The following is a 16,246-nucleotide window of genomic DNA, read 5'->3' on the forward strand; positions in this document are numbered from 1 at the left end:
ATAATGATAAAAGCTTTTTTGTTTGATTTGGATGGAGTGATTGTGGATACGGCTGTATTTCATTATAAAGCGTGGAAAAGATTGGCCAACCAGCTGAATTTCGATATTGACGAAGAATTTAATGAAACACTGAAAGGTATTAGCCGAATGGATTCTTTGGATGCCATTTTAAAGCATGGTGGAGTGAGCCTGAGCCAAGAAGAAAAAGAGAAATATGCTAAAATAAAAAACGATTGGTATCTGGAATTGGTTAATCAGATGACAGTCAATGATATACTGCCTGGAGTTGAAATTTTTTTGAAAGAATCCAGAAATCTTGGAATAAAAATAGCCTTAGGTTCTGCATCTAAAAATGCCAGTCTAATTCTAGAGAAAACGGGCATTTTAGGTCTTTTTGATGCTTTAATTGATGGAAATCATGTTTCTAAAAGTAAACCTGACCCTGAAGTTTTCTTGAAAGGAGCCGAAGCTTTGGAGGTAGAATATGACGCTTGCGTGGTTTTTGAGGATGCCTACGCTGGTGTGCAAGCAGCAAAAGCAGCTGGAATGGTGGCTGTTGGTATCGGAAGTTGTGAAGTCTTAAACAATGCTGATTTTGTGGTAAAAGGCCTGTTTGAAATGAGCCCGAGTGAAATAATTACGAAAATACTTTAATATCAAATACGAGAAAAATGAAGAGTTACATTAAGCATGATGAGTGGAGGGTGGTAGAGAGTGGATTTCATGCAGAATTTAATGAGATTACCGAAAGCTTGATGAGTCTTGGTAATGGGAAAATGGGTCAAAGAGGCAATTTTGAAGAAAGATATTCAGGCAAAACGCTTCAAGGAAATTATGTGGCGGGTGTTTGGTTTCCAGACAAAACGAGAGTGGGCTGGTGGAAAAACGGGTACCCTGATTATTTTGCAAAAGTCATAAACTCTATCAACTGGATAGGTATTGATATAGAAATAGACGGCGAAATGGTGGATTTGGCCAAATGTGAGATTCTGGAGTTTTATAGGGAATTACACATGCAGCATGGTCATTTGATGCGTTTTTGTAAAATTCGCCTTCAGAATGGTAAAGAATTACATATTGAAAGTGTCAGGTTTTGTAGTATTACGCATGATCAGATAGGTCAGGTTGACTATGAGATAATTCCTGTAAATTTTGATGGCAAAATAAAAATCACCCCATATTTGGATGGAAACGTTCAGAATCGTGATTCCAATTATAATGAATATTTCTGGGATGAGATTTCAAAGTCTGCAAACGATAACAGAGCCTATCTTCAAGTTAAAACCAAAGAAAATAAATTTGCAGTAGAAAGATTTGATATCTGTGCTGGAATGGATGTCGAAATTTTCCTTGGTGGGCATAAACAAGCTGTCTCTTTCAAAAATATTGAATCTGAAAAATACACAGGATTGGAGTTTGAAATTGATGCAAAGAAAATGCAATCAGTTAGGATTTTGAAGAAAGTGGCTATTCATAGTTCCAATAATTTCTTTCCTGATTATTTGGTGACGGAGTGCGAAAAGTCACTCGATTCTGTTGCAAATTTGAAATTACAGGTTTTGCAAAGAGACGCATGGAAATTGAAATGGGAAAACTGTGACATTAAAATAGAAGGAGATGAATCTGCCCAACAGGGTATTAGATTCAATATTTTTCATTTGCTACAAACTTATACCGGGCAAGATGCTAGACTGAATATTGGTCCCAAAGGATTTACTGGAGAAAAATATGGCGGCGTAACTTATTGGGATACTGAGGCTTATTGCATTCCATTTTACTTGTCAGCGGCGGAACACTCTGTTGCACGTAATTTATTGGTTTACAGGTACAACCATCTTCAAAAAGCTATTTTAAATGCTCAAAAGTTAGGTTTTAAAAAAGGTGCGGCATTGTATCCTATGGTGACCATGAATGGAGAGGAATGCCACAATGAGTGGGAAATCACCTTTGAGGAAATTCACAGAAACGGTGCTATTGCCTATGCTATATACGATTATATAAATTACACTGGCGATGAAACGTATCTGAATGAGTTTGGCTTGGAGGTGTTGATTTCTATTTCTAGGTTTTGGTCGCAAAGGATAACTTGGTCTGAGAATTTACGAAAATTTGTAATGTTGGGCGTTACAGGTCCGAACGAATACGAGAACAACGTAAACAACAATTGGTATACTAATTATATCGCTATTTGGACGCTCAAATATACTTTAGAAGCCATAAACAAAGTAAAAAATAACGCAACCGATTATCTAAGAATTAAGGCAGAACTAAATTTTGAAGAAAAAGAAGAAACCGCCAGATGGACTGAGATTGTAGACAAAATGCACTTTCCGTATGACGAAGAAAGGCAGGTGTATTTACAGCAAGACGGCTTTTTGGACAAAGAACTATTGAATGTTGAGCAAATAAGGCAACATCGCCCAATTAACCAGAATTGGTCATGGGATAGAATTTTAAGATCGTGTTTTATAAAACAAGCTGATGTTTTGCAAGGTTTGTGTTTCTTTGAAGATGATTTTGATATCGACACCCAAAGAAGAAACTTTGATTTCTACGAGCCAATGACCGTACACGAATCCTCGCTTTCGCCTTGTGTTCATACTATTTTGGCCTGTAAATTAGACAAGATTGAAAAGGCTTATGAAATGTATGTTCGGACAGCTCGGCTAGATTTGGATGATTATAACAATGATACAGAGGATGGATTGCACATAACTTCCATGGCTGGAACTTGGATGTCTGTAGTAAAAGGATTTGGTGGAATGCGGGTGAAAAATACGCAATTGCATCTTAATCCAATTCTGCCTTCCAACTGGGAATCACTGTCTTTTAGGGTAGGTTTGAAAAATAATCTATTGGAAATTGGTATTTCTAAAGACGGAGTCACAATTAAGAATCTTTCGGAATCCGACGTTGAAATTTCGCTTTTTGATAACAAAGTGCTAATAAAAGGAAATTCTGAGTATTTTAGTGTAGGATAATTTATTAGTATTTGGGAGAAAACAAATCTGCTTAGATTTGTTTTCTCTTTTTTGTGATGTAAAATATGGAAAAAGAAAAAAATAATTGGGAGAAAATTTCCACCATAGTTCCTTATTCTAATCCTTGGATTGAAGTTCAACACCATGAGGTTATTAATCCATCTGGTGGAAAAGGAATTTATGGGCAAGTTAATTTTAAAAACATCGCTATTGGAGTTGTTCCTGTTGATAATCAAGGCAATACCTATTTGGTTGGTCAGTTTCGTTTTCCCTTGGAGGAATATTCTTGGGAGATTCCCGAAGGTGGATGTCCCATTGGTGAGGACATTTTGGATGCAGCCAAAAGAGAATTGTTGGAAGAAACAGGTTTTACAGCTCAAAAATGGACATTAATTTCTAAAATTCATACCTCCAACTCAGTTTGTAACGAGGTTGGATTCATATTTCTAGCAGAAGAATTGCTTGAAGGACAAGCTGAACCAGAAGAAACGGAAGACTTGATAATAAAGAAAGTAAGTTTAAAAGAAGCCGTTGATTTAGTGATGAATAACCAAATAACGGATTCTATTTCCATTGCCGGAATCTTAAAAATAGCCAGACTTAAAGGTTTATAGTCAGGACTCAATACCACTATCTATTAGCGATTCTATGGCTGAGTAGTTTGTTAAATCATATTGGCAAGGGACTACTGATATATAATTGTTTTCAAGAGCCCAAAGATCATTATCAGTAGCTTCGCTTTCCCTGTTTACAAAATGCCCACCCATCCAATAGTAGGGCCTTCCATGAGGGTCTTTGCGTGAGTCAAACTCCTCTTGCCAATAGCCATTTGTTTGCCTACATACTTTTATACCTTTTATTTCTCCTTTCTGACTATTTGGGAAATTTACATTAAGTGCAGTTCCTTTTGCCATGCCATTTTTCAAAACAAAGTGGGCAATTTGGGATAAATATGGCCTAGTATGTTCAAAATCTGCATCATAGTGAAAATCATCCAATGAAAAGCCAATTGCAGGAATTCCTTCTATGGCCCCTTCAATAGCCGCTGACATTGTTCCTGAATAGATTACCGAAATAGAAGAGTTGGAGCCATGGTTTATTCCACTAACCAATAGATCAATTTTTCTTCCTTTTAGAAATTCGTGTTTTGCCAATTTTACACAATCTGCTGGAGTACCTGAGCATTCATAAGAAGCAATATCTCCAAAAATAGGTGATTTTTTAATATGGATGGTGGAGTCTACAGTAATAGCGTGACCCATGCCCGAATTAGGGCTATCGGGAGCCATTACGTACACTTCGCCTATTTTAGACATCTCTTCAATCAGTACTTTTATGCCTTTTGAAGTTATACCGTCGTCGTTTGTTACTAGTATTAATGGTTTTGTCATGTCTTGTATTTTCTAAATATTTGCTGAAGTTCTATCAATATTAAATGGATACCAAAGGTAAGATTTTTAAATTTCTTCTAACTATCAATTGTTTAAAATTTGTCATTATTCATAACGCAAACTTATAATAATTGGTGAAATTTTTCCCAATTTATGCTATTTTTGCATAAACATTAACAAACGAAATGCATATAGCTATAACTGGCAATATAGGAGCTGGAAAAACCACATTAGCTGAAAAACTCGCTGAACACTATGGTTGGGAAGTTTATTATGAGGCAGTTGATGGCAATCCTTACTTGGCACCGTTTTATACAGATATGGCCAAATGGTCTTTTCACCTGCAAATATTCTTCCTCAACTCGAGGTTTGAACAAGTTCTGAAGATTATAAATCAACAAGAAAAGACCATCATTCAGGACCGTACAATTTACGAAGATGCCTATATTTTTGCCCAAAATTTATACGAAAATGGTCAAATGAATGAAACCGATTATAACACTTATCGGGGACTTTTTAACACCATAATGAAGGCGATATCTCCACCCGATTTGATGATTTACCTTAAAGCAGACATTTCGAAACTCACTACACAAATAAAAAAGCGGAACAGAGATTTTGAGCAAAATATTGACCCCAATTATTTGATAAGCCTAAATAGATTGTATGAGGGTTTTACAAAGGAATACCAGCATGGCAAACTGATAGAAATAGATGTCAACAACCTGGATTTTGTGTCTAAACCGGATGATTTCAAGAGCATTGTGGAAAGGATAGATAAAACGATAAATTTGGGTACACAGCTCAAAATTTAACTTTATTTATAATAATTATTACGCCTTTATTGGTTCGAATTTTGTTATTTTGAAAATAATTTGGAAAAAAGTCCTGATAAATAAAATTAATCAATTGAATATTAATTACTTATGAGTTTTAGAAGTTTAAACAATATTGGTGGATGGCTGGTTTTTGTCATTTCATTGATAACATTCACGCTAACAGTAGAGCCAACGGCTAGTTTCTGGGATTGTGGAGAATTTATAGCTTGTGCGTACAAATTGCAAGTACCACACCCAGCTGGAGCACCTTTTTTCTTACTAATTGGTAGAATAGCCTCCATGTTTGCAGGTTCAGATGTTACCAAAGTGGCATTGATGGTGAACATGGTTTCTGTTTTGGCCAGTGCATTTACCATTCTTTTTATGTTTTGGACAATCTCATTGATTGGAAGAAAAATGCTTAGTAAAAATGCAGAAACTATCAACTTCGGCGAGACTGTTCTTGTTTTGGGAGCCGCTTTGGTAGGATCATTGGTTTACAACTTCTCAGAATCCTTCTGGTTTTCGGCTGTTGAGGCGGAAGTTTATGGTATGTCTTCGTTCTTTACGGCCATAGTTGTTTGGGCGGCATTTAGATGGGAATTGATTGAAAATCCAGCCGCTCAGAATAAATGGTTGCTTTTAGTAGCTTATTTGGTAGGTCTATCTATTGGTGTCCATTTGCTGAATTTGGTAACGATTCCTGCCTTGGCTATTTTGTTTTATTTTAGAAAAACTGATAAAGTATCTTTCAAAGGTGGTTTCATAGCTTTTCTCGCAGGATTAGTTGTATTGGGGGTTATTATGGTGGGTTTGATCACAGGATTGCCAACCTTGAGTTTTTCTTTCGATAAACTTTTCGTGAACACATTCGGATTGCCATTCGCATCAGGTATGATTTTCTTTATCATCGTTCTGATTGCAGCTTTAGCCTATGGTATTCACTACACGCAAAAACAAGGTAAGGCCATTGCGAACACCATTTTGCTCTCTTTTGCTTTTGTTTTGATTGGTTATTCTACCTATACGATTGCTTTGATCAGGTCTAATTACAATCCACCCATCAATGAGAACAATCCAAGTGACGTATTAAACTTTACTTATTATCTTAAAAGAGAGCAATACGGTTCGAGACCGTTGCTTTATGGCCCAATTTATACCGCTCAGTTGACTGAAATTAAAAAAGGTGAACCGAATTATAAAGTAGGAAAAGATAAATACGAGGTGTACGATTATAACCCAGAATATGTGTGGGATAATAACGGAAAAATGTTGTTGCCACGTGTTTGGAGTCAGGATCCATCTCATATTAACCTATATAAAAGCAAATTGAATCTTGCGGATGGTCAGAGGCCTGGATTGTTTGATAACCTGAAATTCATGTTCAGTCACCAGTTTGGACACATGTATTGGAGGTATTTTATTTGGAACTTCTGGGGAAGAGCTTCAGATATTTCTGATGTTTATGGAACAAATATCTTTGAGACAAAATCAGATTTGCCAGCTTCATTTGCAAATAACAAAGGCAGAACCAATTATTATGGACTCCCATTGATTTTGGGTATTTTGGGCTTCTTTTTTATGTATTTGAAAAGGGGTAAAGATGCCATTGTGATGTTTTTACTTTTCTTTTTTACTGGTTTAGGATTAGTGATTTATTTAAATTCACCACCCGTTGAACCACGTGAAAGAGATTATATTTATGTGGGTTCGTTCTATTTCTTTGCTATTTGGATAGGAATAGGTGTTATGGGAATTGCAGAATATGTTTTGAAATTTATTAAAAACTTAACGGTTAAATCTGGAGTTGCGACGGTTTTAGGTTTAGCGGTGCCGATAATAATGGCAAAAGAAGCTTGGCCAGGTCATGATAGGTCAGACAGATACCACCAAATAGATTTTGCGAAAAACCTATTGAATTCTTGTGAAAAGAACGCCATACTGTTTACTGGTGGCGACAACGACACATTCCCGCTTTGGTATGTTCAGGAAGTTGAAGGGTTCAGAACTGACGTGAGAGTATGTAATTTGAGTCTATTGGGTACAGACTGGTACATTGACCAAATGAAAAGAAAAACTTACGAGTCAGAAGCTTTGCCTATTTCGATGAATATTGAGAACTATTACAAAGGAATAAACGATCAGATTCCTTTCGTGAAGAATCCAAATCCGCAAATTCAAGCAGGGATTAATCTTAAAGAGTATTTGAATTTGGTAAAAAACAACGATCCAGCTATTCAAATGCAGGTAAGTTCGGGTGAAATGATAAGCGTATTGCCATCACCAAACTTCTACATGGATCAAAATTCTGAAGAAATTGCAAGAGCTAATTTCGTTCCAGAGAAATACAAAGCTTTGGTAAAAGATAGAATTGAGTGGAATTTCGGAGAAAGAGATATTTTGAAAAATGACCTTTTGGTTTTGGATATGATTGCTCAAAACAATTGGAAAAGGCCAATTTATTTCTCTGGTACATTGTCGCCTTCTTCTTATTTGAATTTGAAAGAATATTGCCAGCTCGAAGGCTATGCGTACAGACTGATGCCGTTTAAAGTAGCAGGTGCAAGAGATGGATTTGTCAATTCAGAAATTATGAAAGACAGACTCCTTAATAAAATGTCTTGGAGAAACTTAAATAATCCAAATGTTTATTATGACTCTGAAACTTATCTAAAGGTGCCAATGGTAACCGCAAGGTTTGCATTCTTAAGGCTAGTGGATGAATTGGTAAGAGAAGGTAAAAAAGACGAGGCAGAGAAATTCTTGGACAAGTCTTTAGAATTAATGCCAGATAATACGATTCCTTTTGATCAATTGGTAGGTAATTATCCGATTTTTTATTATGAAATTGGAAAATCGGAAAAAGCCAAGAAAATAGCTGAGTTAATGGTAAATAGGGCAGATGAGGAACTTAAGTATTTTATTGAGCAAAGTAAAACTCCAGGTAATAGACAATGGGGAGACGGAAATGTGCAGCAGTTGATTCAATCGAATATGCGAACAATTCAAATGTTATATTCGGCAGCTGAGCAATATGATAAGCCACTGTCGGAGAAATTTAAAAAGATTTATGATGGTCACTTGGCCAAAGTTCAGTAGATTTTTTGATTAAAACATATTAAAGGCCTCGAATAAAATATTATTCGAGGCTTTTTTATTACTTTTGCAATCATGTTGCAAAAAGGAATTTCTTATACATTTAGGCTCACTATTTCTATCCTTATTTTGTCTAATTTATCATTTGGACAGACGCTCAATTGTACTTGTTTTGTTAAAGGGAAAATAATTGATAGACAATCAGGCGAAGTAGTTGTTGGAGCTTTAGTAGAAATTAGTGCCCAGAAAAAAGCTACATTTACCAATAAAAATGGAGAATATTTAATTGAAAATGTTTGCGAAGGCAAATATGAAATGAATATTCGGATATTGGGATATGATTCTCAAAAGCTAGAAGTTAACCTTGTTCATGAAAACACCCATGATTTTAACCTAAATGAGTCTCAAATACATTTAGATGGCGTAAATATATCTGCCAAGAGAATTGAAAATATCAGTGGAAACGAAAAACAGCTGGATTCGGAACAACTCAATAAACTAACAGGGCAGAATTTAGCAACTATTCTTACGTCCATTTCGGGCATTTCGATTATTCAGACAGGCTCATCGATAGGAAAACCGGTGATCCACGGAATGCATTCCAATAGAATCCTTACCATCAACAACGGCATTCGGCATGAAGGTCAGCAATGGGGAAATGAGCATGCTCCAGAAATAGATCCATTTTTAGCCAAGCAAATTACAGTCATAAAGGGGGCCAAAAGTGTTAGATATGGACCTGAAGCCATTGGAGGCGTAATTGTTATTGAACCCAATGAACTGAAACATTTAGATAAAATACAAACTGAAATCAATCAGTTTTTTATGTCGAATGGCTTACAAAACGGAATTTCTGGAATAGTTGAAAGCAGTTTTCATAAGATAAGAGGTTTGGATTGGAGAGTTCAGGCAAGTACCAAAAAAGGAGGCAATACTTCAACCCCTGCGTACAATTTAGCAAATACTGGCTCACAGGAGTTTAATTTTTCATTGGGTGCCAAGTATTCAAAAAAGAAAACTGACCTGAATCTTTTTTTTAGTCAATTTAATTCAAAAATCGGTATATTTTCAGGTGCACATATAGGCAATACAACTGATTTGGCTTTGGCCATTGGCCGCGAAAAACCATTAGATGTTTACACGCCAGAGTCTTTTTCTTACAAAATTAATAAACCATATCAAGACATTCAGCATAGTCTTTTCAAACTGAAATTGAATCAATTGCTCAGCAACAACCAAAATCTTCAAGTCACTTTTGGACAACAGTATAATTTTCGGGCGGAAGTAGATGCACTTAGAGGGGATAGAAATACGGCTCAGGTTTTTAAAATAAATACCAACACTTTAGAGGTTTTGTTCAATCATAAACCATTTATTAAAAGAATATCCGGCAACTTAGGTCTTAATGGGCTTTATCAATACAATATTTCCACGGGCAGCATAAATGTTCCTCAAAAATCTAATGTCTTAATACCTAATTATACAAACGTTACTGTTGGGGCTTTCTGGATTGAAAGATATGTCAAAGGAGATTTTGAAATGGAGGCGGGAATGAGGTATGATAGACGTTTTTTGGATGTTTATTATTTGAAAAGACTTCAGAATGAAATCTCAAACGAGTTTTTTGGCAATCAGAACTTGACCAATACTTTTAGTATTTCTAGAATTTTCAAAAATCGAATTAAATTGGGTTATAATTTTGCAACAGCTTGGAAACCACCTGTTGTCAATGAATTGTTTAGCGATGGAGTTCATCATGGCTCTGCTACTTATGAGGTGGGAGATGTGAATTTGAAAACAGAAAAGGCTATCGAGAACTCAATTGTACTCAATTTTTCTGATAAATTTTATCAATTCGAGGTTTTGGGATATTTTAATTATTTGAGGAATTATGTTTTTCTAGCTCCCACAGGTAATTCTGTTTTGACTATTCGAGGGGCTTTTCCAGAGTTTAAATATACCCAAACAAACGCCAGATTTGTGGGATTCGATATTTCAAATACGATTTCTAAGTTTCAAAAATTTACAATTTCCAACCAGCTTTCACTTCTTTGGGCAGATGATCTAACCAGAAATCAGCCATTGATATTTATTCCTGCCAATAAATCGGAGACAGCCATAAATTATAAATTCAATAAATCGTGGTTGAGCGAAATGGCTCTGAATCATCAATTTGTAGCTAAACAGAACAGAACACCTCAAAATCAGATATTTGATAATATTAGTGGTGAAACAGCTCTAAAATTAATAGGTGGAGACTATATGGCTGCTCCAGCGGCTTACAATTTGTTTGATCTTTCAGTTTCTAAAAATTATAAGTTTAAAAATCTCAGCACGGTCAACATAATTTTAGAATGTAAGAATGTTCTAAATACGCAGTACCGCGATTATTTGAATAGATTCCGCTACTTCACAGACGATATTGGAAGAAATTTTTCTTTAAGAACTAACATCAATTTCTGATTTATTTCTATATTTGCAACATTGTTGCATTTAAATAATTTCATCCATGAAAAAATCGAGTATTTTGTTGTTGTGTTTTGTATTGGGCTTCTCAGCTTGTAAAAAAGAAGATGAGATAGGAGAGGAGAACGAATTAATAACCACCATTAAACTGAATTTTAAAAACGGTACTGACATTAAGTCGTTTAGCTACAAAGATTTAGATGGTGACGGTGGAATAACACCAGTAATTGATAAAATTAGTTTGGCTGCCAACACTACTTATGACCTCAGCATTGAGTTTTTGGATGAAAGTAAATCACCAGCAGTTAATATCACACAAGAAGTGAGTGGCGAAAGTGATGAGCATTTGGTGTTATTTACGCCTTCGACAATTGCTTTGGGAACGTATTCTTATGCAGACAAAGACGTTAACTTGCTTCCAATAGGCTTAATAGGAAAGTATAGCACGCAATCGGCAGGCATGGGAATGCTAAAAGTGCAGCTTAGACATCAGCCGCCAATAAACGGTAAAAACACCAAAGACGGGACTTCAATTCCTGGGAGTGACGACATAAATATTGATTTTGCTTTAGAAGTTAAATAAGCTAAATCTAACTCCACACAATTTTCATTTTAAATTAGCTTTTCCAAAAAATGCTCCCAAGTGAAGATATTTCATTGTATTTTTGATAAATTTTTTTGAATGAAGTATATTCTAAATAAGTTTTTAGCGAATAGAGATGCATTAGCAGTTGCTACTTTTGTGGCTGGATTACCATTTATTTATTTTCTGAGAGATGGTGTGAAATTAGCTCCTGCAAATACTTTTTTTGCTATTTTCTTGTTATTTTTTCCCTTTGCTTTATCTCTGATTTTCAAAGATTTAAAGACTTTTGATGCCCCAAATAAAGTAGGATTTACGCTTTTATCTTGGTTTATTATTATTGGATTCACATACTACCTTCTTCGAGATAGATATACAGCAGTTAATGGAGTTCGTGAGTTTCTTAATTTTATTCTTATTTTCCTTATTTACTTTGGTTCAATTTTTATAAAAAGAGAATCTTTAAATAAGAATTTTATTTATTTCATTATTTTTCTTTCTGTCTTAGGGGCTGTTTCGCTTATATATTTCACATTTACAAATCCACTTTACCAATTTGGTCAAAGAGCTTCTATCGCGTTAGATGAAGACGGAGCTACTGGTGGCAATCCTCATATCAATTCTCGAGGAGCTTTTTACGGCCTGATAGCCAGTGTTTTGGCTTTAAAGTATAACAAGCAAATCAAGTTAGGGTTTATTATACCTTTGCTCGCAATTTTACTATTCATAGTGGTTTTATTTTTGACACAAACCATGCTTGCTTTTTTAGCAGCGTTTATATTTTTGGCTCTTTTCCTCTTTTTTAATTTTAACTTAAGGAAAGTAGGTTCGACCATTAAGTTTCTGTTTTTCAAGTGGTACGTACTTTTGGCATTGGTTTTGGGAATAACCAAAGGCGTTTCGTCATTGGATAAAGACACGGATTTTATAACGCCGATTACGAACTATATGGGTTATAGATTGACGAGCATTATGGAGTCTTTTGATTCTTCAGATGGAAAGAAAAAAAGCAAAAAAGTATCAGGTGACGATTCAGCAAATACCAGAATAATGTTGATTTCTACCGTTTTTGAGAGGTTTGCCGAAAATATTGAAGAGGGTAAGGTTAGGTATGCGGTTTTTGGGAATGGTTATCAAAGTTTGTATGTTGATGTTCCTCAAATGGAGGTTCTAGATTCTTATGGAATACTTATTTTTATTTTTTATTCAGTCATGTTTTTCCATTTAGTCAAAATTGCCTGGAAGGAAATCAAGAATCCTGACAGTATGGGTACTGAATTTATTGCCTACGCCTTTATTTATTACTTTGTTGCCAATTTCACTGCTGGGGTTGTGGTGGACTATACACGATTAGGAATGTATATTTTGTTGGTTCGGTTTGTACGAAAATAAATCAGAAATTTATTCCCCATTTTTTTACAATAAATTCCTCTATTTTTCTTGAGTCTTCATCACAGGCCTTTTCAATTTCATAAATATTTATATCCACCACAATCCTGTACCAAAATGCTTGTAAAAAGTGAAAAATCCATCCTTTTGGGCCATCTAAGAAACCCATCTGTACGATAAATCTCAAAAAGAAATATATCATCGGTCTAAGTCCGTAAGGCAGTTTGTAATAGAAATTATCTTTGATCTTCCTTTTTCTCTCTGCTTGTTTGGTGATGTTTACATCTTTTTCGGTGTTTAAGCCAAACGAATATTTATTAGATAAAAAATCAACAGCTTCACGTCTTGCATAATTTAAATGCTTGGCTGTCCACCAATTGATATCATTTAGGTTTTCGTCAACGATATCATGGTCCAAACATATTATTTCGCCAGAATTAACGACGATATGCTCATCCATAAACCGTTCTTCGCTATATCCTTCACCAGTTTTCCAAATTCTGATGAGTTTTATTGGATAAAACCCGCCATGCTTTATCCACTTATTTTTGAAATAAACCCTACGCTTTAACTCAATTCCAGCAATGTTGCTGCTCAAAGTTTCAATTTTGGAATTGATTTCAGCTTGTAATTCTTCCAAAACATATTCATCGGCATCCATTCTCATGGTCCATTTTGAGGTAATATTACAATTCTCAATGGCCCAATTCATTTGCTTTGAATGATTGTTTTCCCATTTGTTTTGAAAAATCTCGACATTCAATCTTTTACAAATATCGAGCGTAGCATCAGTAGAAAAGGAATCGACAATGCAAATTCTTTCACAAATTGGTTTTAAAGAGGCAATACACCTTTCAATATGTTTTTCTTCGTTAAAAGTCAGTATTACAGCAGTTATCCTCATTAATAATTGAATTGCCAAGAAGTCATTAATCTTGTATCAGAAATGTTAAGTATCTAATTACTCAAAATTACAACCAAATATTCAAAATTTGGCCATTTCGACTTTACTTAAAATAAGAAAGCTAAGCTTTATGGCTTAATAAAGCATGATATTTACCTTTTGCTTCAAATCAAGGAAAAGTTTTAATGGATAAATTTTCTATCTTTGGCAAAGAATACGCATTTACAAACTAAATTTTTACTTTTCTCAGATTAATTTTTTGTTCAAAGAGGTGAGTTTTTGCCTTCTTGAATTTTTAAACATTGCTTTATTTAATGAATATTAAGGTTTTAGATGGTCTCAGAGGATTGGCCGCTTTATATGTGATGATAGGTCACGCAAGGTGGTTACTTTGGGAAGGTTATAGTGAAGGTTATTTAAAACACACCACGGAATATGATTGGATTGATAAATTGTCTATGTATTTCTTGTCTATCTTTAAATTTGGACATGAATCTGTCTTGCTATTTTTTGTACTCTCTGGGTTTGTAATACACAAAGGTTATGTAAAGAAATTTTTGAGTGACCCTTGGCAAAAGGTTAACATTAGACAATTTTATATAAAAAGAATTAGGAGAATATACCCACCTTTTTTGTTTGCTCTTTGTCTTACAGGTTTATTAGATTTTATAGGAAGAAATTATGGTTTTTCTATATACACAGGAAACACACCAAATGAGGGAATTAATATTACTGTTGGTAACCAAAGTCTTAGTTTTTCTACTTTTATTGGCAACGTGTTTTTTTTATTTAAAGAATATGTGCCCATTTTTGGTACAAATGGGCCTACTTGGTCCTTAAAGTTAGAGTGGTGGTTTTATATGATTTACCCCATTTTTTTGCTATTTTCTCGGAAACACATTTATTATTCGACTTTCCTAATTGTCGTATTATTTGTATTGGTCAATTATACGTCTTTTTGGACAGAAACACTTTCCAAGTCAGTATTTAGTGCTATAATAAGCTGGTGGGCAGGAGTGATTTTAGCAGAAATATATTCCAAAAGGATTGGGATTGGTCTATTGAAGTTTGCTTTTATGAACATATTAGGATTCATTCTATTGCCATTTTTACCCGTTTACAGCCATTTGTATGATTTTAGAATTGCATTATTACTGACCGCTGTGATTTCCATTTTGTTGTATTTTCAAACCAAGAATATCAGTTTAAAGCTTATAGAAATTTTTAAATTTTTTGGAGATTTTTCTTATACCCTGTATATAATTCACTTTCCGGTATTGGTCTTTATATCAGGAGTAGTGCTTAAATTCAGTCAAAATCAACTTCCAAAACATTCATTTTTTGTATTTTTAGGCATATTTGTTAGTCTGATAATGGCTTATCTAACTCATTTTATAGTTGAACTGCCCTTCATGAAACCAAAAATGCCAAAAGAATAAAGATGATTTTGCTACAAAAAAACACTTTTATTAAAAATGAGGATTTTAATTATTCATAATATTCTTTGGACACATTATAAGTCAGTTTTGTTTGAGGCAATCGAAAGACAAAGGACTGATAAGATGGAGATTTGTGTTCTTCAAATAGCCAAAAATGATATTTCAAGGAAGAATATGTCAAGTCCCGAAGTCAATTACCAATACAGCTTCAAACTGCTTTTTGATGATTTTATTGAGAATATTCCGACATTCAAAAAAGTTCAAGCAGTGCTTGGATATATTAGGAGCTACAAGCCTGATGTTGTGAATGTTACAGGATGGGCTGGGGATTTGTCCTTGACTTTGGCCATTATATTTTCGTTCTTGCTTGGAAAAAAAGTAGTAATTTCAAATGAATCGACCTCATTTGACCATCAAAGATCATTTCTTAAGGAGTTTTTAAAGAAAGTTCTTGTAAAAATGAGTGATGGTTTTATCGTTTTTGGTAAAACTTCTAAGGATTATTTGATTGAATTAGGAGCAAAACCCGATCAGTTTATTGAACAAAAAGGAGCTGTTGTGGATGATAAAACAATTAGAAAGGTCTTTGAAAAAGCTAAAGAGGAGATTTTTTTGTCAGAGGTAATTAAGACTCCTCAAAACTTTATTTATGTTGGGAGAATCATTGGTGTGAAAAACATACCTATTCTTGTCAAGGCTTTTCAAAATATTAAATCCAAAATTGTTGAGGCTGAAGATTGGGGCTTGATTATTTTGGGAAATGGGCTTTTAGATGAGGAAATCGAAAAATTAATTGAAGTTCAGAATAAACATATTTATAAGTTCCCTGCCGTAGATTGGCAAGGGGTACCAAAATATTTTAGCCAATCTGATTGTTTGGTTTTACCCAGCAACTCCGAGCCATGGGGTTTGGTGGTAAATGAGGCTATGATTTGTGGCTTGGGTGTAATTGTCTCAGATTCATGTGGTTGCAAAGATGACTTAGTTCAAGATAATGGGTATGTTTTTGAATCTGGAAATCAAAATAGCCTTGAAAATGCGATGAAGTCGTTTGTGTTGGACATGCATAAATTGGAAATTATGAAATCCAAATCTCTGGAGATAATCAAGGATTTTAAGGTAGAGGAAGTGGCCAAAAGAATTGTAAACGGTTTTCAAAGAATATATCAATCAGCTTAA

Annotated in this window: 12 protein-coding genes; 10 read left to right on the forward strand and 2 right to left on the reverse strand. The window is 34.6% G+C overall.

Annotated elements, in window-relative coordinates:
* The first annotated feature begins 3 nt into the window (after positions 1-3).
* From pgmB to EGI26_RS17135, 3 genes are all read left to right on the forward strand, one after another.
* Positions 4-654, forward strand: coding sequence for a beta-phosphoglucomutase (pgmB, locus tag EGI26_RS17125; protein ID WP_255080286.1), 651 nt, complete (start codon positions 4-6; stop codon positions 652-654).
* Positions 655-671: 17 nt separating this feature from the next.
* On the forward strand, positions 672-2,981 hold the full coding sequence (locus EGI26_RS17130; protein WP_255080287.1) for a family 65 glycosyl hydrolase domain-containing protein: 2,310 nt from the start codon (positions 672-674) through the stop codon (positions 2,979-2,981).
* A gap of 65 nt (positions 2,982-3,046) precedes the next feature.
* Positions 3,047-3,595, forward strand: a complete 549-nt coding sequence (locus tag EGI26_RS17135; protein WP_255080288.1) for an NUDIX hydrolase — start codon at positions 3,047-3,049, stop codon at positions 3,593-3,595.
* On the opposite strand, the gene surE is transcribed toward EGI26_RS17135, so the two are convergent.
* Complete coding sequence (gene surE / locus EGI26_RS17140) at positions 3,596-4,372, reverse strand: 5'/3'-nucleotidase SurE (RefSeq protein WP_255080289.1); 777 nt, start codon at positions 4,370-4,372, stop codon at positions 3,596-3,598.
* A 185-nt stretch (positions 4,373-4,557) separates the two neighbouring features.
* Between surE and EGI26_RS17145 the strand changes: the two genes are divergently transcribed.
* From EGI26_RS17145 to EGI26_RS17165, 5 genes are all read left to right on the forward strand, one after another.
* Positions 4,558-5,187, forward strand: coding sequence for a deoxynucleoside kinase (locus tag EGI26_RS17145; protein WP_255080291.1), 630 nt, complete (start codon positions 4,558-4,560; stop codon positions 5,185-5,187).
* Between the two features lie 111 nt (positions 5,188-5,298).
* Entirely contained in the window at positions 5,299-8,289 is a 2,991-nt protein-coding gene (locus tag EGI26_RS17150; RefSeq protein WP_255080292.1) for a DUF2723 domain-containing protein, read from the forward strand.
* Between the two features lie 72 nt (positions 8,290-8,361).
* Positions 8,362-10,749 carry a TonB-dependent receptor gene (locus tag EGI26_RS17155; RefSeq protein ID WP_255080293.1) on the forward strand — a complete coding sequence of 796 codons (2,388 nt, stop codon included), beginning with the start codon at positions 8,362-8,364 and terminating at the stop codon, positions 10,747-10,749.
* 46 nt (positions 10,750-10,795) lie between these two features.
* On the forward strand, positions 10,796-11,335 hold the full coding sequence (locus EGI26_RS17160) for a hypothetical protein (RefSeq protein ID WP_255080295.1): 540 nt from the start codon (positions 10,796-10,798) through the stop codon (positions 11,333-11,335).
* Between the two features lie 99 nt (positions 11,336-11,434).
* Positions 11,435-12,727 carry a hypothetical protein gene (locus EGI26_RS17165; RefSeq protein ID WP_255080297.1) on the forward strand — a complete coding sequence of 431 codons (1,293 nt, stop codon included), beginning with the start codon at positions 11,435-11,437 and terminating at the stop codon, positions 12,725-12,727.
* 1 nt (position 12,728) lies between these two features.
* On the opposite strand, the gene EGI26_RS17170 is transcribed toward EGI26_RS17165, so the two are convergent.
* Complete coding sequence (locus EGI26_RS17170; protein WP_255080299.1) at positions 12,729-13,628, reverse strand: glycosyltransferase family 2 protein; 900 nt, start codon at positions 13,626-13,628, stop codon at positions 12,729-12,731.
* Between the two features lie 314 nt (positions 13,629-13,942).
* On the opposite strand from EGI26_RS17170, the gene EGI26_RS17175 reads away from it, so the two are divergent.
* Together EGI26_RS17175 and EGI26_RS17180 are read left to right on the forward strand one after the other, a co-directional pair.
* Complete coding sequence (locus EGI26_RS17175) at positions 13,943-15,067, forward strand: acyltransferase (RefSeq protein WP_255080300.1); 1,125 nt, start codon at positions 13,943-13,945, stop codon at positions 15,065-15,067.
* Positions 15,068-15,103: 36 nt separating this feature from the next.
* Positions 15,104-16,246 (forward strand): glycosyltransferase family 4 protein, encoded by a 1,143-nt coding sequence (locus tag EGI26_RS17180; RefSeq protein WP_255080301.1) that lies wholly within the window; start codon positions 15,104-15,106, stop codon positions 16,244-16,246.

Source organism: Lacihabitans sp. CCS-44 (assembly GCF_024343735.1).
In the GTDB taxonomy this organism is placed as follows: domain Bacteria; phylum Bacteroidota; class Bacteroidia; order Cytophagales; family Spirosomataceae; genus Leadbetterella.